The 20,965-nt window shown below is 36.3% G+C and carries 16 protein-coding genes; 3 read left to right on the top strand and 13 right to left on the bottom strand.

Going from position 1 to position 20,965, the window contains the following annotated elements; all coding sequences use genetic code 11:
- Positions 1-424 precede the first annotated feature (424 nt).
- The 5 genes from BTO23_RS13870 to BTO23_RS13850 form a co-directional block, all read right to left on the bottom strand.
- Positions 425-2,110, bottom strand: coding sequence for a GGDEF domain-containing protein (locus tag BTO23_RS13870; RefSeq protein WP_060992314.1), 1,686 nt, complete (start codon positions 2,108-2,110; stop codon positions 425-427).
- 103 nt (positions 2,111-2,213) lie between these two features.
- Positions 2,214-3,116 carry a histone deacetylase family protein gene (locus tag BTO23_RS13865; RefSeq protein WP_061029501.1) on the bottom strand — a complete coding sequence of 301 codons (903 nt, stop codon included), beginning with the start codon at positions 3,114-3,116 and terminating at the stop codon, positions 2,214-2,216.
- Between the two features lie 97 nt (positions 3,117-3,213).
- Entirely contained in the window at positions 3,214-4,530 is a 1,317-nt protein-coding gene (gene brnQ, locus BTO23_RS13860; protein ID WP_081091560.1) for a branched-chain amino acid transport system II carrier protein, read from the bottom strand.
- Between the two features lie 423 nt (positions 4,531-4,953).
- Positions 4,954-5,301 carry a RidA family protein gene (locus tag BTO23_RS13855; protein WP_060992312.1) on the bottom strand — a complete coding sequence of 116 codons (348 nt, stop codon included), beginning with the start codon at positions 5,299-5,301 and terminating at the stop codon, positions 4,954-4,956.
- Between the two features lie 88 nt (positions 5,302-5,389).
- Positions 5,390-5,695, bottom strand: a complete 306-nt coding sequence (locus tag BTO23_RS13850; RefSeq protein ID WP_060992311.1) for a hypothetical protein — start codon at positions 5,693-5,695, stop codon at positions 5,390-5,392.
- 485 nt (positions 5,696-6,180) lie between these two features.
- Here BTO23_RS13850 and BTO23_RS13845 point away from each other — a divergent pair, with 485 nt between their 5' ends.
- The gene (locus BTO23_RS13845; protein WP_105063808.1) at positions 6,181-8,292 is read left to right on the top strand and encodes an LruC domain-containing protein; all 2,112 of its coding nucleotides are present in this window, start codon (positions 6,181-6,183) and stop codon (positions 8,290-8,292) included.
- Between the two features lie 12 nt (positions 8,293-8,304).
- Positions 8,305-8,778, top strand: coding sequence for a hypothetical protein (locus BTO23_RS13840; protein ID WP_060992309.1), 474 nt, complete (start codon positions 8,305-8,307; stop codon positions 8,776-8,778).
- Positions 8,779-8,821: 43 nt separating this feature from the next.
- Here BTO23_RS13840 and BTO23_RS21370 read toward each other — a convergent pair whose 3' ends face one another.
- From BTO23_RS21370 to BTO23_RS13820, 4 genes are all read right to left on the bottom strand, one after another.
- Positions 8,822-9,148, bottom strand: a complete 327-nt coding sequence (locus tag BTO23_RS21370) for a hypothetical protein (RefSeq protein WP_105063807.1) — start codon at positions 9,146-9,148, stop codon at positions 8,822-8,824.
- A gap of 242 nt (positions 9,149-9,390) precedes the next feature.
- On the bottom strand, positions 9,391-10,878 hold the full coding sequence (locus tag BTO23_RS13830; RefSeq protein ID WP_105063806.1) for a serine hydrolase domain-containing protein: 1,488 nt from the start codon (positions 10,876-10,878) through the stop codon (positions 9,391-9,393).
- Between the two features lie 399 nt (positions 10,879-11,277).
- A complete protein-coding gene (locus BTO23_RS13825) occupies positions 11,278-12,786 on the bottom strand; it encodes an alanine/glycine:cation symporter family protein (RefSeq protein ID WP_105063805.1) in 1,509 nt (502 codons plus the stop codon).
- A 375-nt stretch (positions 12,787-13,161) separates the two neighbouring features.
- A complete protein-coding gene (locus BTO23_RS13820) occupies positions 13,162-13,494 on the bottom strand; it encodes a tRNA-binding protein (protein WP_061003812.1) in 333 nt (110 codons plus the stop codon).
- 131 nt (positions 13,495-13,625) lie between these two features.
- On the opposite strand from BTO23_RS13820, the gene BTO23_RS13815 reads away from it, so the two are divergent.
- On the top strand, positions 13,626-14,627 hold the full coding sequence (locus tag BTO23_RS13815; protein WP_060992303.1) for a substrate-binding domain-containing protein: 1,002 nt from the start codon (positions 13,626-13,628) through the stop codon (positions 14,625-14,627).
- A gap of 90 nt (positions 14,628-14,717) precedes the next feature.
- Here BTO23_RS13815 and BTO23_RS13810 read toward each other — a convergent pair whose 3' ends face one another.
- From BTO23_RS13810 to BTO23_RS13795, 4 genes are all read right to left on the bottom strand, one after another.
- The gene (locus tag BTO23_RS13810) at positions 14,718-17,300 is read right to left on the bottom strand and encodes a hybrid sensor histidine kinase/response regulator (RefSeq protein ID WP_105063804.1); all 2,583 of its coding nucleotides are present in this window, start codon (positions 17,298-17,300) and stop codon (positions 14,718-14,720) included.
- Between the two features lie 167 nt (positions 17,301-17,467).
- Positions 17,468-18,529 (bottom strand): galactose-1-epimerase, encoded by a 1,062-nt coding sequence (gene galM / locus BTO23_RS13805; RefSeq protein WP_105063803.1) that lies wholly within the window; start codon positions 18,527-18,529, stop codon positions 17,468-17,470.
- A 15-nt stretch (positions 18,530-18,544) separates the two neighbouring features.
- Complete coding sequence (gene galK, locus BTO23_RS13800) at positions 18,545-19,705, bottom strand: galactokinase (RefSeq protein WP_061003808.1); 1,161 nt, start codon at positions 19,703-19,705, stop codon at positions 18,545-18,547.
- 128 nt (positions 19,706-19,833) lie between these two features.
- Positions 19,834-20,883, bottom strand: coding sequence for a UDP-glucose--hexose-1-phosphate uridylyltransferase (locus BTO23_RS13795; protein ID WP_105063802.1), 1,050 nt, complete (start codon positions 20,881-20,883; stop codon positions 19,834-19,836).
- Positions 20,884-20,965 lie beyond the last annotated feature (82 nt).

Genomic DNA, 20,965 nt, shown 5'->3' with positions numbered 1-20,965 from the left:
TTTTTACTTAATTCAAACTGCATTAAGTTGATAAGGGAATAATATGAATTAAATACACTTTTAGTAAGTTGACATTTAAAGCATTTACTGGATTTTTGTACCCGAGAAATCAAACTGTGATGACGATAACAAATACACTACTTGTCTTAGATAAACACGAAAACAACAATAAATAATTAAAATAAACCATTAACTTTCAAATAGTTAAATTAAAAATAAAATCAAAGGTATTTAAGTTTTAAAGTACATTAGAATAGTAGAAAGATAAAAACGAGAGGTAAACCACATTAAATAAAATTCCTTAATGTGGCGATATTTTTGAAGTAGCAATATAGGAAGGTGAATTTTGTAGCGTTAAACTCACCACAAAAATAAATTTGAATGTATTATTTAACAACTCAACAAGCCATTCATTTTTTAACCATTAGAAATCATTTATAACTATATTTTTAGTCGTACGCTTAGCAATATAAAGTAAACTGTCTGCTGCTTTATAAGTATCTTTATCAGTTAAAGAATAACTTAACCCACCACTGATAGTTACTTTAATATCATGACACAAATTCAAGTCTTCAACATTATGGCGGATCTTTTCTGCCAACATAATTGCTCGTTCTTTAGTTGAACCATAAAAAAGAACAACAAACTCTTCTCCACCAATACGGTAACAGTGGTATTCACGACCAATCACTGAAATAATCACACTCGCCACGTTCTCTAGCACTTCATCACCAAGAGTATGGCCGTAGGTATCGTTTATCTGCTTAAAGTTATCTATGTCTAGGATCAAAAAGGCGTGCTCTTTCGTTGTTCTAGCCTCAAAATCAATCATAAACTTTCTACGATTTAAACATCCTGTTAATGAGTCCGTATAGTTCTCAATATTCAAGTATTTGATCTTTAAGATTGTTAAAAATAACAATGAAGAAATTACTAATAACGTCACAAAGCCTATTTTAAGTAAAAACATCGATTGCTCGTTATCATTATTTAAATGATTATTTTCACTTTGCTTTAGTTTATTAGAGATAAGTAATTGGTAACTCGCACTTTGGAAATCATCGGTAAGTATATTATAAGCAAGATTTAGCTCATAAAATGCGTTGATATTATTCGTAGCAAGGTAGTAATCAAACATCGTTTTATACACCATTTTTGTGTATCGAATTTGATTTGTTGAATTCGCTATCGATAGTAAGTAATCTTTATTTTTCTCAATAAAATCAAATTGATGAAGTTTAAAAGCGAGTTTAAATTCAACAACAGCAATAAGAATACGTTTATCAAGCAATAAACGAGATTTATCCTGAATTAACGCTAATGAAGCTAACTTTAAGTTTTCTTCTGATCTATCTAATTGATTAAGATAAAGGTAGGCCTCTGCCTTCAATGCTGTGCTATAAATGTAATAATCTCGCCAGTCTTCTTCACTGTAAGCCCAACTATTTGATTCTATATTACTTAATAAATTCAATGCTTTTTGTGGTTGTTTTATTGCTAATTGGTTCTCAGCTAAACTCACCATCGCTTGCGTTTTTAATTTATACCACTCAGGAGTATCACCTTGAACTTCACAAGCCAAAGACTTAATCATTGCGCTTGCAAACTCATAACCTTGAAAATAAGAAATAATCAGAGCTAGATTTAAATCACCTCTTGTGCTCTTTAGTTTATCTCCGCTCTCATGTGCGATTCTAATGTACTTTAATGTTGGGTCTATCATTCCATACAGATCATGATCTCTGTATTTGAGTGTCGATATTTTATCTAATGCGAGCATTTTCTGTTCATCAGTTAACTTTCCTTCATGGAAGGCGATACTTAAAATAGTAATACCTATTTTTGCACCATTTTTATAACCAAGAATAGGACGAATGCTTTCTGCTATATCGATAAGATTACGACCGTAATCTTCTTTATTAATATCTCTAAAGCCCTGAATAATACCGCACTCCAATCCTTCACAAACGTCTTCATACTTATTTAAACATTGTTTATAATTAGAGGATTTAACAAGATCTTTGTGATTATGAGTGGTTTCATTCAACGTAAAAAACATTGCACTAGAGAGAATAATGATCCCAATTACAAATAAAATTAATTTTTTCATTTTCGCACATCAAAAAAGAAAAGGAGTATACGCCTTTATTTTTTATCCACAATAAATGAATGGCTATAAACACTAGCCGCTAAATATAACGGTTAGACTTTAATTATTGGCTATGTAAAAAGGCTCTTATTAGCTGCATATGAAGCTCCACCAAATCTTGGTGATTACTTCGATATCCTCCCCCCACCACACAGGCAATAGGAGTACGCTTTTGCTTTGCTAATGTGCTCATCCAGTAATCTCTTTGGTATAAGCCTTTTGTTGATACGTCTAAATAACCTAACTCGTCATTAACATGAATATCCACACCTGCATCATAAATAATCAAGTCAGGCTGATGATGATTAATCGCCATTTCAACCACTTGCTGAAACGCCTCTAAGAACTCGGTATCTTGGGTGCCTATCAATAATGGAACATCATAATCAGACGTAGGCTTGCGTGCAGGAAAATTTTTATCACAATGGAAAGAGACCGTAATGATATCGTCTCTATCAGCACAAAGAGTCGCAGTTCCATCACCATGATGCACATCACTATCAATAATTAACACCTTATCAATATTGTCTTGTTTTAATGCGTGATGCGCCGCTATAACTAAATCATTAACTAAACAAAAACCACTGCCAAAATCGTAATGCGCATGATGATAACCACCACTTAAATGCACCGCAGCCCCAAATTCTAGTGCTTTGTCTACGGTTAAACAGGTTCCTGCGGTAGAGGTTAGTGTTCTTTGAATTAACGATTCACTCCAAGGAAATCCAATACGTCTCATCTTAGCTGCAGGCAAGGTACCTAATACTAAAGCATCAATATAACTCTCATCATGTACTTGCTTAATATCATCGACAGTTAATGCTGTCGGTTCGAAATAGCAAAGAGCTTCACTAGAATAATGAGACTGAATAGCTTGGTATAGCTGTTGATATTTTTGAATAGGGTAACGGTGACCATCAGGAAGATCTAATTGCGAGTAAATTGAATGATAAATTAACGGCAACATGATCAGATAACCCTTATCCTAAAAACAAAAAAGAGCAGCTATTATGGCTGCTCTTTATGAATATACAAGAATAAGTCTTATTTCAAATTACAGATAACTAATTACTTGTCGCTACATTCTTTAGTTGGGTCTTTCGAAGTACTTTATTCACTAAAATCGTGATAAATACAGGTATTAACCAAGACATATGAGAAGAAAACAACGGTAACCATTGATCACAGAATGCAGTCATTGCTTCAGGTAATTTTCCTAAAATATGTAACGCATCAATTGTTCCGAATAATGCAGCAATGCATACGATCGTAGTGTGGCTCGTAGAGATCATAGGAGTATCTTTTTCTGATTTTTCAGGCATTAAAATCATCGCAATGATCAATGCAATCGCAATCGGACATAAAATAAGAATCGCAGGTAAACTCACTTCAATAATCGTTTCTAGGCCCACATTTGAAATGATAGCTGTTAGTACCATAATTATCGTTGCGCTTACTTTAAATGTTACACCGTAAGTATTTTTATAATACTCTGAATTTGCATTAGTCAGCCCAATCGTTGTGGTTAAACACGCCATTAACGTAATAGAAGCCAACAGAATTTGACCTAACACCCCAAACTCACCTTCAGCATAACTCGTTAGAATCTCACCGCCATTGGTTGCACCCGGTGCAATTTCAGAAGAGGTGGAACCTAAATACCCCATAGCTAAATAGCAAAGCGACATTAACACGGCATAAATAATAGCAATACGTAATGTATAGTAAGAAATGGCTTTTTTACTCTCAATACCTTTACTGCGAATCGTTTGAATAATTACCCAACCAAACGCCACTGCCGCAATTGCATCTAGTGTCATATAGCCTTGAATTAATCCATTAACCGCTGGCGCTTGCTCATAAATCTCAATAGCTTGGCTTGGAGAGCCTAACGGATTTAACAGTGCCGCAGCAACTAATACGGCTAACATACCAATCAGTGCAGGAGTCATCACCTTACCGATGTAGTCAACTAATTTACCCGGTTTTAATGCCAACCATAAAGTTAATGCACAGAATAAAGCAGAGAACACCATCAAACCATTACCAGAATAGAAAGGTTTAATGCCCATTTCATAAGCAACCGTTACTGCTCGTGGCAATACAAATGCAGGACCTAACGTGGTAAGAACCAAGAACCAAAATGAGCGATCCATCCACTTAGGTAATGATGATGTCAGTTTATCAGCAGAAGATAAACGGCCTAATACGACCAAAGTGATAGCAGGTAGCCCGACAGCAGTAAGTAGAAAGCCACCAATCGCAATAAGCCAATGATCACCAGCTTGTTGAGCCATCAATGGTGGATAGATTAAATTACCTGCACCTAGAAATAGTGCAAATGTCATGAAGCCGATAGCGGCAAGATCTCTTCTGTTCAAACGACATACCTTTATAAAAATGAAACATAGTGTCAATTTGGCTAGAAGATTTTAAAGAAAGGTTCTTATCCGCCAGCCTAACTGACGAATAAAAAAATCGTCAGTATCAGTAAATGACAACGACGACAGAGACGAGTGCATAAGCATTATGCTTAGCTGCAGTGAGTAAACCTGCTTGATGTTGCTTAATGTCTGTAGACATAACTTACACACTCTATAAAAATAATTGTCCTTAAACTAAAGGAAAGGCAATAGATTGTAAAGCCTAAATATTAATTGGTTGTTTATTGTTCTAATTTCGGAAAGATTAATAGTCGGAATACTATTAATCTTTTTATCATATATAATTGATATATAAAGCCAGTTAATCCAATTAAGTACTCTGTAAGAGAATACCGAGTACTTTAATTTAATTATCTTTAATTACTTAACTGCTGCTACAAATGCGATTTCAACTAAATAATCAGGATCGGCTAACTCAACTTTTAAACATGCTCGGCTAGGTGCACACCCTTCTGGTAGCCACTTTATCCACGCTTCATTAAATATAGCCAAATTAGCAAAATCAGTCACATAAATAGTAACCGAGACTAAACGGGATTTATCACTGTTTACGCTTGCTAACATTTCTTCAGCTTGTGCAAAAACTTGCTCAGTTTGACCTCGCATATCCGCACTTTCGTCACAAGCAACTTCAACAAAATGAGCCATCTTATTAAAGACGGTAACATCTGACCATTTTTCACTTGGATTAATACGTTGAATACCCATTTTTTCACTTACACTATCAAAATTAAATAGACATTTATTTTACCAGAAGAAAAAAATAGAGCACCGATTTAATTGCGATAATATCAACCTACTCAGGTAACGTAGTTAATTCAGGCTCCTCTTCTTGTAGGTTCTCAGCTAAACCAATTTCACCAGCAAAAAAAGCAACACTTCCTAACGCAGAGAGTGTTTCATTCTTAGATCGTTTAGGAAAATCCCCTGCCATATTCACGCTTTCAGGTTTAATTACATTATTACAAACAATGCTTGTGCAACCCTCATCATCATTTTGCTTTTCATAGCTATCTAACTTATCCATAGGATATAAATCCAATTCTGATCCAGCAATAGCTAAACCACTCCAACAGCAGAATAACACACTCAAATGTTTCATATACAACCCCTAATGCATTCATGAAAATAATAACAAATATGACAACCATAATCTAAATGCGTTTCATTGATTCAATGCAATAAAGAAAATAAGTTCAATATTGAGTTTTTTATATTGGTTCTCATCTAGCAATTTGATTCTTATTATGAAAAAAGTGTTATTTCCCGCTGAATTAACCTTCTTAATGCCATCGCAATTAAAACAAATAACCAATTGATATTTAATCGTTTTAATTATTAAAAACTAAATTTATCCAGATAATAATATTGATGGTATGTATTTTGCTTCATCCTAATTACTTGAAGAAAACGGTACGTTAAAGGAATTAACAAATTACTGCTCGCAAGAAGTAGTTACCACAACTTATGCTGAGTTCACTCATTGGAAAATTCTCGTTGTTTTTATTTACCGCATAATTTCAAGTTTATGTATCTATTAATTGTGTTGAGGGCATTTCCTCATTCAAGTAAAAGTAGAGGCTTATTATGAAATATAAACAGCTTTTTTCCCTTATAGCGTTTACTTTAGCGAGTGCGCCCGTCTATGCAACCTCTGTAGATTTAGATTTCTCAAACCATATAGAATCAACAAACTTAAGCAATAGCTTTGGGCCTTCTTATAACGGTCCTGTAATGCATTTCCTTAATGTTGGTACTCATAATGGAAAAACCATTGATGCCAAAGTAAGCAGTGAAATATTTGGTGACGCCACTTTTCTATTCCACACTCCAAACTATAAAGATGGTGGAGGCCAACCAGAAGGAGATATAGGCTTTCTCTATCAAGTTAACTCCCCAGGCTCAGCAGGTCTAATTTATACCTTTGAGTTTTATGATGGTACTGATGGTTTATCTGGTACATTTTCTGTGCCTTATACCGTACCTGAATTTGACATGATTGGTTACGACATTGATGGTGAACCTGTCCAATCAGAACAAGTTAGAGTGTTTAAAAATGAAGGGTTTTATAGTTATCAAACAGGCTCAGCGGGCGCAAGTTTAACTGCCGAAGAAAGTGTTGACGGACAATCCGTATTATTCACGGGACCTGGGACAAACTACAGTGAGACGGATACATCAGGTGCGGTTAAATTTACCTTCAAAAATACTTCTATCGTCACACTCCAATTTGAAACGGTCACCACAAGCGGAAGCCCTTTTCCAAACCCTATCTTCTCCGCTTTTGATGGTAATTGGGACTTAGACCAATTCATACCACCAGTAACGAGTTCAGACCAATCTGATTTTGGTGATGCCCCTGACAGCTACGGTACATTACAAGCAAGTAATGGGGCCGAACATGCACTCTCTTCTAGTTTATATTTAGGAAGCAGCATTGATGCCGATACTGATGGCCAACCGGGTATCGCTTCTAATGGCGACGATCTTGATGTTGGTGGTAACGATGACGATGGTATTACTGTATTAACAAGCTTAGAAAAAGGCTTAGATTCTTTAATCAGAGTAAACGCTTTCGGTAGTGGTTATCTACAAGCGTGGGCCGATTGGGACATGAGTGGGACTTTTGATGAAGGTGAGCAAATTATCAAAAATCATGCGGTTATTAACGGACAACAAATTATTCCAATACGAGTAGACAGTGATGCTGTGATTGGCTCCGTTCAAACTCGTTTTCGTTTATCTAGTAGTCCGAACATACCAAGTGATGGATACGCTGGTGATGGTGAGGTCGAAGATTATGTATTCAGTGTTACAGATCCAGGAACAACAATTCAACATTCGAACTACTATACCGCCGCTTTTGAGGATAACTGGCCAGAAACTGGGGACTTCGACCTTAATGATGTCGTTACCTATTACCGAACCACAATTATAAGCAAGGATGACGAGGTACTACGCTTTGATCTTACCGGTACTATTACGGCGTATGGCGCATCTTATGGTAATGGTTTAGGTTGGAAACTTAACGGTTTTGCAGAATCAGATATTAATCTTCAATTAGCTCGATTAGAAAAAAATGGGGGAACACGTCCAAATATTTCACCATTTACAGGTGAAGATAAAGATATCGCTTCTCCATCCGGAGACCTAGTTGTAGTCGCCTCGTTAAACCTACTTAATGACATACCAATTAATGGAGAGTGCCAATTCCACCGAACAAATCCATCATGCAGTGCATCATTAGAGTCAGAGCAAATGACGTTCAGTATTTCTCTTCCATTCAACGAAGGAAGCGAACCTAGTGTTAGCTCATTAATGCCACTTAATGGCGGGGACCCATTTATTTTTGGTCCGGGTCATGGCTCATATCATGGAGATAGTTTCACAACCTCTCCGGGTAAAGAATTAGAAATTCACACCTCAGATTTTCCACCAACAACAAGAGGTACTTTAGTTGGGGATTTCTATGGTACTGCTGACGATGACTCTGATTCAACAAGCAGTAAATACTACCGTACGACGAGTAATCTGCCTTGGGGGATCTTGATTTCATCATCTTGGAATCATCCATCAGAGTACATCGATATAAGTAATGCATATCCAGACTTTGCCGAGTGGGCAACCTCAGGGGGGATTTCGAAACCTACATGGTATTTAAATCCAAATGGCGATAAAACTTGGTCAACAGATGACTAACAAGGAGGCTCCATGAAAAATATTAATTTCTTATTAAGCATTACAGCTCTCACTTTTCTTGCCGCCTGTAGTGACTCGTCATCTGGTTCTTCTTCTGATGAAGGCGCAGGGTCTGGATCAACAACTCCAGCATCAACACTTCCAGCAGCTGAAGGTGAAAATGGCATAAAAACAAGTGAATTATCAATACCAGAAGGCTTTACCTTTTCAACAGAACGAGAAGTCAGTATCACCCTCTCTGTTGCAAGCTCTCAAAGTGAACGAGGCTTTATGTCTCTATATAGTGAATTTAAGGATGGCGTTGTCGATCACACCTCTCAATTCATTATCACCCCAATGAATGATGAGACAGAATTTCAAACTAGCGTCATGCTACCCAATCACGTTGATAAGATTTGGGTCGAAGTTTGGTATCCCTCAGCAGTAGGACATGAAATAACTCAATCCGTAGACATTGTCGATAATACGATTAACGCGGTTCTATAAAAACTAAAGATAAAAAACGGCCTTAATATTTGGGCCGTTTTTCTTATTTATGTTCTACATTACCGAGTCTATCTTCTACATCTTTAAATAGTTGATTAGCATTCAATAAATTAGTGAAGCAAATAAAAATCATACTTTCTTTAAGTTTAAAAACCAAGTTCGTTCCAGAACGATAATTACTTATATCTATTGCCAATACTTGCTCCCATGAATATCTAGCATTATCAAAATAGTGGTGGTTTGTTGGATCTTCAATGTGAAAGAGGATTCCATCCTCAAAAACTTCAATAAAATGTTCTTTATCCAAGATCCTTTGTTCTACTTCATATTCTTTATAAGAGGTACACCCAAAACCACCAATAATAATCAATACAAGTAAACCTATGCATATCCCCAATATATCTCCAGATGACGAAAATAAGCTAAACAATAGCAAAGCTATTATCATTAAAACTGACGAATATGTCTTTCTTAACACTGTATTTATTTTATATGGATATCTTTTCAAAATAGTTATTTCAGATAGATTATCTGAAGACTCTATCATTAAACTAATAACTACATGATAATTATGAACAAATAAAACATTAAAGTGCGACACATTTATTATTTTTAGTTCTCAAATTCAGGAATAACATGCACTCTCATAATTTTTCCAATAAGAGAAGGGAAATTAAAATTAGACGCTGTTTTAACAACAACTAAATTTAATTCTTTAATAACAACAATATCTTGCCCACCATAACCTTGTGCTAAAATCGCAGGATATTTTTTGCCATTTACATAAAATGTTGTATTCCACCAAAAATAGCCATATTTTTTCCCTGTTAAATTTGTATCAATAAGAGGCTCGGTTGATTCAATGAGATAATGTTTATCTACAAGTTGTTTACCATTCCAATTACCATCGTTAAGCACAAGTTGTCCTATTTTCAACATATCTCTTGGTCTTAAAAAAGCACCACCAGCTACATTGGTACGATTATCATTTTGCTTAAGCCAGTAAGCATTCTTAAAACAAAGCGCTGAAAGTGGACCTTCCTTAGTATACTCACTCATCGGTGATTGATTTGTTGCTTGACTAATAACTTCACCGACAATAGAAACAAAACCACCACTATAATTAAACCTATCACCGGGATTTTCAACAAGAGGTTGTTTAAGAGTAAATGCGACAGAGTCTTCGCTGAATATTTCTTTATGACGAATATTTTCAGGATTAGAGTAAGAAGTATCCCATTCATTCCAATAAAGTCCGGCCGACATAGTAAGAAGATGCTGTAATGTTATTTTTTCTTTCCCATCATGAAGGTATTTTTTATAATCAGGTAATAACAGTGGAAGTGTTTGCTTTACATCCACTATTTTATTCTCTTTAATCGCTGAACCAACTAATAATGAAGTTAGACTTTTACTTACTGATTGAATCATATGTGGCTCGTCAGCATTCCATCCATTAAAGTAACGTTCCACAACTAATTGACCATCTTTCAAAATTAATAAACTATCAATATTTTTATAAACATTCCTTCCTTTTTCAACTTTAGAAATAAGCGCATCAATATTTTCATATTTATCAGTCGTATTATTTAATGACGAGGCAGGATAGCTATCGTCACAGACATCTATATCTGAACTACTAAAGTTTGTCATTTGTTTATCTGAGCCATATAAAACAGGTATGAATTCGTCCTGTGGAAGATCTACTCGTTCATATACAGAATGAACACCAAATAAACTAACCATTTTTTTCTGATACCTTCCTTCTATTTTATCTTCAAAATATCCAGTTATATCAATGGTGATATCCTTCGCTCTAAATTTACCGTCATCATAAATAAATAACTCAACTGAACCAGAAGATGCACTACCAAAATAGCGGCCATTATGATTTTTAATAATAATATAAGCTGAATCTCCTCTATAAATACCACTATAAGGATCTATCTCTGATGAAAGAGAAGCAGTAGATAATGAGCATAAGATCACAGACAAAAAATAGATTATAAGCTTTAAAAAACCAAATAAAAATGAACTATATCTGAACGATAGTAATCTCCATTTGAGGACGGATATCAAACTAACACCTGTAATTTTCATAATATATCCTTATATCAAATTACGTATTTATATCTGTAAACATTTAACCTTACGATTATTTATATATGCACTAGTTTTTCATGATGCATATCAACCTTAAGTTAAATAATTTATTTAAGATGCTTAATAACTCGCGGAACTAAAATATTCATATAATAAGTAATTTAATATAAGAGTAAAACTTTATATAAATAGATTATTGAATGTGAAAGCTATTTTTGTGAGTGAGTGTTGATTTAAAGCCTTAATTTTCACATCTAATCATTCATATTTTTTAACATTTCCATAGTAGATCAAGTTCGTTAAACCAGAAATTTATATCAGTTGTACGGATCCATCCCTACAAAAAACGCCATCATAATTGATGGCGTTATTAAATTAATTTATTAAACTAGATAGTTACTTCTCTCTAGATTTGTTCTTATTTCTCTCTAACTTTCCTTCCCAATATGTTGCACCTTTAATACTTAATTTCACGGGGTCAAAAGTATAGGTTGTCACACCTCTTTTTTGCTGTTCTTCATAATCTTTCAGCGCTTTAAGTGCAGGCTTAGACATAAAGAAGATAATTAAAATACCCACAATATTCAGCCATGCCATTAAACCAACCCCCACATCACCCATCGCCCATGCAAGATTTGCCGTTTTAATGGTTCCGTAGAATACCGCAGACATAATTACGACTTTAAGTATAAACATCATGCCATCGACTTTAAACGTACGACGAATGTAAGCAATGTTTGTTTCTGCAATATAGTAGTAAGCAAGAATAGTAGTAAAAGCAAAGAAGAATAGAGCAAAAGCAATAAAGATTTTACCAATACCAGGTAGCGTGCTCTCAATCGCCATTTGAGTAAACATCGGGCCATTTGCACCAACATTCGCTGCTAGATTTTGTACTAAAAATACCTCTTCACCACTGCCGTGAACATTATAAGTACCTGTAATTAAGATCATAAATGCGGTAGCGGAACAAACTAACAAAGTATCGATGTAAATAGAAAACGATTGAACCAAACCTTGCTGTGCAGGATGCTCAACACTCGCAGCAGCCGCAGCGTGAGGTCCCGTCCCCTGACCCGCTTCGTTAGAATAAACCCCACGTTTAACACCCCAACCAATTGCGGCACCAAAACCGGCCATTGGAGTGAAGGCATCACCGATGATCATCCCAAAGATTGTTGGTACTTCAGAAATGTTTAATAGGATAATAACAAAAGCAAGAATGATGTATGCCAATGCCATGAAAGGCACAACAATTTGGGTGAAATGAGCGATACGTTTAACGCCACCAAAGATGATGAAGCCAAGGATCACTGAAATCACAGCACCAGTAAAGATTTTAGCAAAACTAAATACCCCAATACCAGTATCAATCATGCCACCAGTACCAAACGCAGTTTCTACTGCATTACCAATACTGTTTGATTGCACACTGGGAAGTAACACACCACATGCAAAGATAGTCGCAATAGCAAAAATCCACGCGTACCATTTTTGGCCCATTGCTTTTTCGATATAATAAGCTGGACCACCACGGAACTGCCCTTCATCTTCTTCTTTATAAATCTGAGCTAACGTTGATTCAGCATACGCCGTCGCAGCACCTAAGAAAGCAACAACCCACATCCAAAAAACCGCACCGGGGCCACCAAAGCCAATAGCAGCAGCAACACCCGCAATATTACCAGTACCAACACGACCAGACAGTGATACGGCTAATGCTTGGAACGAACTTATACCCTTGCTTGATTCTTTGTTTGATACCAGTAAACGACACATTTCTTTAAAATGACGAATTTGAACAAAACGGGTTTGAATTGAGTAAAAGAGACCGGAACCTAAGCAGAGATAAATCAATACTGGGCTCCAGATTATGCTATTGAGGAAATCAACGATACCTTGCATATAAAATCCTTTTTAATTTATGATTACAGCTTGAAATTTAACCAAACCATACCTCATTAAGTAACAATAAGTTAACAACAAAAGACTTCATGAAGATAAAAATGTGAATTAAAGCACTAAATAGCGAAAAATATAAAATAAACGGATAAATAAATCTGACAAGATAGAAATTGATGATTATTCATACTGCATCAATAGCAATTGAATAATATTTAATCTAAATAAGAGAAGATCGCTATTAAAAATAAAAGCTTGAACGAGGTAAGTCTAGAAATAGCTTATTTCTAGACTTTTATTCTTTTGTAGTTAATTGATAACCAATTAAGTTACTTAACGGGTAAGAATACCCAAAGAATGACTGGGCTTGATATTACATTAGACGATTTTAACCCCTGCTGGCATCAAACGCTCAGGAGTTAATAGCACACTTTCTGATTCATCTTCAGTCTCAGCACACAGCAACATACACTCTGACGTTTCACCACGCATTTTCGCTTTAGCTAAATTGCATAAGACAACAACTTGCTTGCCCATTAATTCTTCTTCAGTGTAATAAGGAACCAAACTCGTCACTGTTTGTAGACTTTGCTCACCCACATCAATTTGTACGATGTAAAGTTTATCTGCATTATCGTGACGTTTTACCTGTGTAATTTTTCCAACACGAATATCTAATTTTGCAAAATCACCGTATGCAATTGTTTCCATTTTACTTTATCCTTAGGCTTGGCTTAATGTTAACGTTTACATTATCAACAAAATACAATTGAGCAAGAAAACACCATTAAAAATTTACTAAAATTTTAACTCGATCAAACTACAAGGTTTAAACAGCAATTATGGCAACCATTAAAGATGTAGCAAAAGAAGCTGGCGTATCTGTTGCCACTGTTTCTCGTGTGGTAAATAAATCACCTAAAGCAAGTAAAGCAGCAATAGAATCCGTCAATGCTGCAATGACCAAATTAGGGTATAGACCTAATGCCAATGCAAGAGCCTTAGTAAGTAAAAGTACTAATACGATTGGTGTCGTGGTTGCAGATGTGTCTGATCCTTTTTTTGGTTCCTTAATCAAAGCGGTCGATGGCATTGCAAGAGCCAACAATAAACATTTATTAATTGGTAATGGCTATCACGATGCCCAAACCGAAAAAGAGGCGATTGAATTGTTAATTAACAATCGATGTGAGTCTCTTGTTATTCACTCAAAAGGGTTAAGTGATGAAGAGCTAGTCCAGTTTGCTAATGAAGTAAAAGGACTGGTAATTATTAATCGCCATATCCCTGAAATAGCTGAACGCTGTATTTCTCTTGATAATGAGCTAGGCTCACTACTTGCTACAGAGTACTTAATAGAAAATGGACACCAACACATTGCTTATATTAATTCTAGTCAAGATATTGATGATAGCCACCAACGTCACTTTGGCTATGTCACAGCATTGAAGAAGCATAATTTATCAATAAACGATATGTTATTTTCTGCTGCCGAGCCCACAGATGAAGGTGGTGCAGTCGCAATGCAAACTCTATTGAATAAAGACATAAATTTCACCGCTGCTGTTTGCTATAACGACTACATGGCTGCTGGCGCATTATCGACATTAGAAGAACATAACATCGCAGTGCCTAATAAGATCTCTTTAATGGGGTTTGATAATGGGTTGATTGCTAAATATCTTCATCCAAAACTCAGTACCATGGATTATCCAATTCAAGCGATGGCAGAACAAGCTGCAGAGCTCTCTCTGGCCTTAGCAAAAGAAAATAACACAACAATTAAAGGGACCATTTTTAAGGCTTCTTTGATCAAACGCGACTCGGTAGCTAAGACTAATTAATCCGTTATCTCTGTCTTATCCAAAAAAGGCCAAGTCATTAATATAAATATACTTGGCCTTTTCTCTTTATTATTTAGATTTAAAATTCAGCTATGTATAAGCTTCAAGCTTCTCTAAGATGAGTTCTTTTTTAAACGGCTTAGCGACATAATCATCCATTCCTGATTGATAACATTTATCAATATCTTCAACAAAAACACTTGCTGTCAGTGCTATGATTGGTAAACGCTTTTGAATTTGTGTTTGTTCCCACGCTCGAATCGCTTCAGTTGCAGCAAACCCATCCATCACGGGCATCATACAATCCATTAAAATTAATGAGTAAGTCGTCGTTTGTGCTTTGATCATTTCGACAGCTTCTTGGCCATCATTCGCTAAATCAACACGGAAACCTTCTTTTTTCAGTAGTAATGAAGCAACTTTTTGGTTGATTAAGTTATCTTCCACAACCAGTATCGCTTTCTCTTCTACTTTATTATTTTCTGCTTCAGCAGGAACGTCATCTGGAGAGACTCCATTCAATGGAATGGCATCTTCCTCATTATGTCTATTTTTTGCAGATATGATGGCTTGTTTCATCACTTTACTGAATCGTTTTCCAAGCAGAGGATAAATTATCAATCCATCAATAGTATGTTTAAAATCAGCTTTCTCATCTGCTTGTTTTCGACAAATAATCAAACCTGGTCGATGAGTTAATTCATTTATTTTATCTACGTTTTTAAGCGTAGAGGTTAATGTATCTTGGCAATATATAATCACATCATAATTTGCAGCTTGAGTTTGAATATCATCACTATTTCGCACAACTACAGGAGATAAGCCTAATTGATTACACTCCATATTTAACTGCGAAGCATAGGTTTTATTATTACTAATAATCAGACACTTAGTACTACTACACTCTTTTAGTTTAGGAATATTTGATTCAACAACGTCAACATCAAGCGTGAAGTAAAACTTACTTCCAAATCCCTTTTCTGAATCTAATTTAATTTCACCGCCTAACAATTCAACTAACTGACGACAAATCGCTAGCCCTAGCCCTGTTCCACCGAATTGGCGTGTAATAGAGCTATCTTCTTGAGTGAACGGTTCAAATACTTGTTTTAACTTATCTTTACTAATACCAATACCAGTATCTTTTACTGCGAAAAACAACGTCCCTCGTGAGTCAGCTTTTTCTTCATAATTAATAGATAAAATCACGGCGCCATTTTGAGTAAACTTAACCGCATTAGACAATAAATTCATCAGTACTTGGCGTAGCCTATGCTCATCTAACATCACGATATCAGGTAAATTTGGCGCAAGTTCAACCTGCAACGCTAACCCTTTATCTGATGCTTTTCCTAATACAACCGTTAGTGTGTCGTAGGCAACTTCTGCAACATGAGATTGTTGTGGCACCAATACCAGATTACCTGATTCTATTTTAGATAAATCAAGAATGTCATTAATCAATAGGAGCAAGGTTTGAGATGAGGTTTCTATGGTATGTAAATATTCAGTCTGCACTGGATTTAACGCTGTTTCAGCCAAGATATCAGACATACCAATAATGCCATTTAATGGAGTACGGATCTCATGGGACATGTTAGCTAAGAAAGAACTCTTCGCTTTAGTTGATGATTCTGCTTTAATTTTCTCTATCTCAAGAAATTCTGTTTTCTTGTTAAACGAGGAGATCAAATTACCAATTTCATCTTTGTAAGAATAATTAATGTCTATTTTTTCATTCGAGTCGGTTTCATTAATCTGATCTGATATTAAGATAATCGGATTAATTAAACTGCGATTAATGATGTAATAACCCATAATCACACACAGTAATAAAATAGGAACAATACCTAATTCAATATTAATTATCTGTGCATAAATTTCATCAGAAACCGTTCGATAAGAATTAATAACATTAATTTCCCAATTAAAATCTTCCATCGTATGTTTCACTATATACATGTCTTCTTGCACGTTAAATTTATATTCTGCAATAGTGATATCAGCATTCTTAATGATAATACCTAATTTGTGTTTCTCAGCTTGGGATTCAATAACACTGATTAACCCTTTAAGAGAGATATCTATGGTTGCCACTCCAACAAACCTCCCTTCATTAAAATAAGGTTGAGAAGCCGTGATCATTTTCTGTTTAGTGAAAGGATCAATATAAACCTCAGACCATGAAATTCGTTGCTCGCTGTTCTCATGGGCAACAGATACATACCAAGATTCATTTTGATAGGGTGATGCACTCGGTTTATTATAATCGTCAATCAACTTAATCCCTCCCTGTTCATCTCGTGCAAAAAACACACTGGCTAAACGTTTAGAAGGTATGTATGTATTAGGCTCAGGCCATATCCCACCACTAATAATGATGTCATCGCTTTCTTTAAGCACAGAAGAGAGCATATTTTGAATTACATCGGGAGAATAGCCACTAACAACAACGCCAACTAGGGCGTGCAATGTTGAAAGAGAATGACTCAGTGGGTCATCTATCTCTCGTGATAAAAGTTGAGTTCTTACATCAAGATTATTTTCTAAATTAAAACGAATAGGTGATTGAACAACGTAATAAGTGATACTTCCGATAATAGCGATTAAAAAACAAACATAGCAGCCTAATGCCAATATGCTTTTTTTCTTTAAGGACATATCTTTACTCATAAAATACCTAGCGCTTAATTTATCAATTATAATTATTAACTATAATCAGCATAGGCACTTTTTCATAAAAAAGCATGGCTAAGTATGATCAAAGCCTCATTAATTTGTGAATAAAAAAATCCCTAACCAGTTAATGATTAGGGATTTCTTATAGATCGTACATCTACTTATACAATAAATTGATAACAGGTTTCATAATGATAAGTATCACTAGGCGATAAAATAGCACTTGGCTGAGGCCATTCTGGGTGATTAATTGTATCTGGTAAGAATTGTGTTTCTAATGCGATACCTGAGTAATCTTGATATTTGCCATCTATTCTATTCGGTGTTCCTGCAAGCCAATTGCCTGTATATAATTGCACCGCAGGCTTAGTTGTTAATAGGTGTAAAGTAACCAAACTGTCTGGTGACGTTAAGCTTGCTGCACACTCACCTTTCGAGCAGCCTTTATTAAGTACAAACGAATGATCATAGCCCTTGGCTTTTTCTTGGTCTTTATCGAGCATGAAGTCTTGGGAAATAACTTTTGGATCCGTAAAATCGAAATTGGTATTTTTGACTTTTTTCCACTGCCCTTTAGGTATACCTGCATCAGTAGTTGGAACAAATTCTTCTGAATTAATGCTTAATATATGATCAAGAGCGAGATACTCACTGTCAGCACCAAGCAAGTTAAAATACGCATGATTAGTTAAATTAATTGGCGTTGGTTTAGTTGTTTTTGCGCTATAACTAATCACAACTTCATTATCATCTGTTAATTGATATTTTACGTTAACCCTTAACTCGCCAGGAAAACCTTGATCGCCATCTGGAGAAACTAAACTAAATTCAACACTATTAGTGGTTTCTTCTAGTACTACCCAACGACGCTTATCAAACCCTTCAGGCCCACCATGTAAGACATTGCCTGCTTGGTTGGTATCTACTTGATATTTAGTACCATCAATTTTAAATTTACCATTAGCAATTCGATTGGCGTATCGACCAACCGTAACGCCCATGTAGCTTTGCTGCTTTTCAAAGTCAGCCATTGTTGATTGGCCAAGCAATATTTCACGTAGTTTACCTTTTACTGGCACTTTACAGCTTAACCAGGTTGCACCAATGTCCATAAATACAACACGCATTCCATTTTCATTTTTAAGTTCGAATAACTGAGCAAGGCGACCATCGCTGGCCGCCTCCTTTGTCATAGTTTCGAACAAGGTTGATTGTTCTGTCATGTCTTGCCTTGTCCTTTAGTTTCTTTCAACCAGACCTGCGCCGTTTTTTGCTTGGCACACATAAATAGATTCTTTTAAACCCGTTGCCGATTCGTACAACTCTTCAACTGCTGCTTTTACTTCATTAACCAATGTTGGTGGCACTAAAGCAACGATACAGCCACCAAAACCACCGCCCGTCATGCGAACGCCACCTTCTGTACCAATCACGTTTTTAACGATATCAACTAGCGCATCGACTTCTTTAACTGTGATTTCAAAATCATCACGCATAGAGGCATGGGATTCTGCCATTAATACAGCCATACGTTTCATATCGCCAGACGCTAACACTTTTGCAGCTTCTTCGGTACGATCATTTTCTGTAATCACGTGACGCGCACGTTTTGCGACCATTTCATCTAATTCATGTGCTTTTGCGTTGAACTCTGCAATTGACACATCACGCAGAGCTTTTACGCCAAAAATACGCGCAGCTTCCTCGCATTGCTGACGACGTGTATTGTATTCTGAATCCACTAAACCGCGTTTTTTGTTTGAGTTAATAATAACTACTGACATGTCTTCTGGCATTGCTACTGCTGTGGTTTCTAATGAGCGACAATCCAGTAACATCGCGTGATTTTCGTTACCTTCTGCTGAAACCATTTGATCCATAATGCCGCAATTACAACCAACAAACTCATTCTCTGCTTGTTGACCATTTAGGGCAATTTCTGCTTGGCTAATATTTAGGTCATATAGCTCTTTAAATGTTTGTCCAATAACTACTTCAAGTGCTGCTGATGAGCTAAGTCCTGCACCTTGAGGGACATTACCTGAAACTGAAATATCAGCCCCTTTAAATTCAAAACCACGCCCGATTAAGCATTTCACTACGCCACGAATGTAGTTTGCCCACATTTTGTTTTCTTGGAATGTGATCTCTTGAGTGATATCAAACTCGTCGGTTTCATTGCCATAATCAACCGACACGACACGAACGATATTGTCATCACGCTTTGCTGCAGCCACTACCGTTTGGTAGTTAATCGCACAAGGCAGTACGAAACCGTCGTTATAATCGGTGTGCTCACCAATTAAGTTCACACGACCCGGCGCTTGAACAATGTGTGTTGGAGCATAAGAAAGTACGGAGTTGAATGCGTCTTTTACGTTTTGAATTAGGTTTGTCATAATCTTGTTCTCAAATTTTGTAGGGAATTCTATCTTTAGGTTTCAGGTTTCAGGTTTCAGGATTACATTGCTTAGACACTATAGTCACAACAAGTACCCCTGAATCCTTTAGCGAAGCGTCCTAGTCCCTAATCCTTATAATGCACATCACTCACATCACGCAGTTTTTGCGCGGCTTGCTCTGCGGTTAAATCACGTTGGTTTTCGGCTAACATTTCATAGCCCACCATAAATTTACGAACCGATGCAGAGCGAAGCAGTGGCGGATAAAACAATGCGTGTAATTGCCAATGATCAACGTCTGTGCCTTCTTCAAAGAAAGGCGCGTAATGCCAACCCATTGAGTATGGGAATGAGCATTGGAACAAGTTATCGTAACGGCTGGTGAGTTTTTTGATTGCTAACGCCAAATCATCACGTTGCTCGTCCGTTAATTCACTCATGCGGCGAATGTGTGTTTTTGGTAATAGCATGGTTTCAAATGGCCATGCAGCCCAGTAAGGAACAACCGCAATCCAATGCTCTGTTTCTACTACTGTACGTTCGCCATCTTTTAATTCTGATTCAACATAATCAACCAACAAATTTGAGCCGTGTTCTTGGTAATATTCTTTTAAGTGTTTTTCTTTACGTTCAATTTCGTTTGGTAAGAAGCTATTTGCCCAAATTTGACCATGCGGATGCGGTTGGGAGCACCCCATTGTCTCGCCTTTGTTTTCAAACGCTTGTACCCACACGTATTCTTTACCTAGCTCTTCAATTTGATCATTCCATGTGTCGATCACATTACGAATTTGACCTACTGGTAGTTCTGGTAAAGTTTTACTGTGATCTGGCGAGAAGCAAATCACTCGACTTAATCCACGAACACCTTGTGTTTTAAACAGTGGATTAGTTGATTGTGGCGCTTCAGGTGAATCCGTCATTAGTGCGGCAAAGTCATTACTGAATACGTAAGTCCCTTTGTAATCTGGATTTGTATCACCAGAGATACGGTCATTGGTTGGGCATAAGAAACAGCCTTTATCGTATTGTAGTAATTGCTCTGTCGATGGTTTTTCATCTTGACCACTCCACGGACGTTTAGCACGATGTGGCGAGACTAAAATCCACTGACCCGTTAATGGGTTATAGCGACGGTGTGGGTGATCGACTGGGTTAAACTCAACATTTGACATAATTTTTATACTCAATTCTTTAAAATAATTCGCTAATTCAAGGGGAGACTTCCTTATAGTTATCCTCCCTTAAACCTGAAAC

Origin of the sequence: Aliivibrio sifiae, from assembly GCF_002954715.1 — a bacterium.
Lineage (GTDB): Bacteria > Pseudomonadota > Gammaproteobacteria > Enterobacterales > Vibrionaceae > Aliivibrio > Aliivibrio sifiae.
Note: the sequence above shows the minus strand (reverse complement) of the source record. Positions and strands in the feature narration are given on the sequence as shown.